We start from the raw sequence: 1,273 nt of genomic DNA, 5'->3' as shown, positions 1-1,273 counted from the left end.
TGAGCTACCCCCTGAAATTCGGACACTGACGTAAGCTACGATTTGTTGTCTGCTGGTCTTCGACGATAAGGAGATTAGAGATGTCGAAACGGAAGAACCATTCGCCGGAGTTCAAGGCGAAGGTGGCGCTTGAGTCGCTGAGGGGTGAGAAGACTGTGGCCGAGCTTGCGAGCCGGTTTGGCGTTCACCCGACGATGATCCACAGCTGGAAGCGGGCGCTCTTGGAAGGTGCGTCCGGCGTATTTGAGCGCGGCAGCAAGAAAGCCCCTGAGATTGACGAGGAGCAGGTCAAGGAATTGCACGCGAAGATCGGGGAGCTGGCCGTGGCCAATGATTTTTTGTCACGAAAGCTCAAGCCGTGGATCGGCAAGTGAGACGGAAGATGGTTGAGCCCGCCAATCCCGACCTGTCCATCGGCAAGCAGTGCAATTTGCTGTCGATCTCGCGGTCGTCGTTCTACTACACGCCTAAGGGCGAGACAGCGCTGAACCTGATGCTGATGCGCCAGATCGACGAGCAGTTCCTGGAAACGCCGTTCTTCGGGGTTCGGCAGATGACCTGGCACCTGCGCAATGAAGGTCATCTGGTCAACGAAAAGCGGATTAGGCGGCTGATGCGCCTCATGAGCCTGATGCCGATCTACCAGAAACCCAACACGAGCAAGGCGGCGAAGGGGCACAAAACATACCCCTATCTGTTGCGCGGTTTGCGGGTGGATCGGCCCAACCAGGTCTGGGCCGCAGACATCACCTATCTGCCGATGCGGCGCGGGTTCCTGTATCTGGTCGCCATCATGGACTGGCACACGCGCAAGGTTCTGGCCTGGCGCATCTCGAACACGCTGGAAGCCGACTTCTGCGTCGAGGCGCTGAACGAAGCCATCCACAAGTTCGGCCCGCCCGAGATCATGAACACCGATCAAGGCTCGCAGTTCACGTCCTTCGCCTGGACCGATTGCTTGCGGCGATCCGGCGTCCGTATCTCAATGGATGGCAAGGGCCGGTTCCTCGACAACATCTTCGTCGAGCGACTGTGGCGATCCCTGAAATACGAATGCGTCTACCTGCACGCATGGGAGACCGGATCAGAGGCCAAGGCCGGTGTCGGCAAATGGATCGAATTCTATAATCGAAAGCGCCCACACTCCGCCCTTGGCGGCAAACCCCCAGCCGTGGTCTACTGGCTAAGAAAAGACGAAACCCAATCAGGTCAGCAGGAGCAAAGAGTAGCTTAATTTACGCTGAACACTGTCCAAACACTGGGGAGTAGCTCA

General features: G+C 57.6%; 1 protein-coding gene. It reads left to right on the top strand.

The window, feature by feature from the left end:
- Positions 1-80: 80 nt before the first annotated feature.
- A protein-coding gene (locus tag PGB28_RS21275; protein ID WP_408636298.1) for an IS3 family transposase occupies positions 81-1,234 on the top strand; the annotation gives its coding sequence in 2 pieces (ribosomal slippage) (positions 81-342 and positions 342-1,234; 1,155 coding nt in all).
- Positions 1,235-1,273: the final 39 nt, after the last annotated feature.

This window comes from Primorskyibacter aestuariivivens (genome assembly GCF_028023675.1).
Taxonomy (GTDB): Bacteria; Pseudomonadota; Alphaproteobacteria; order Rhodobacterales; family Rhodobacteraceae; genus Marinovum; species Marinovum aestuariivivens.
This window is presented reverse-complemented; position numbering and strand designations above follow the sequence as displayed.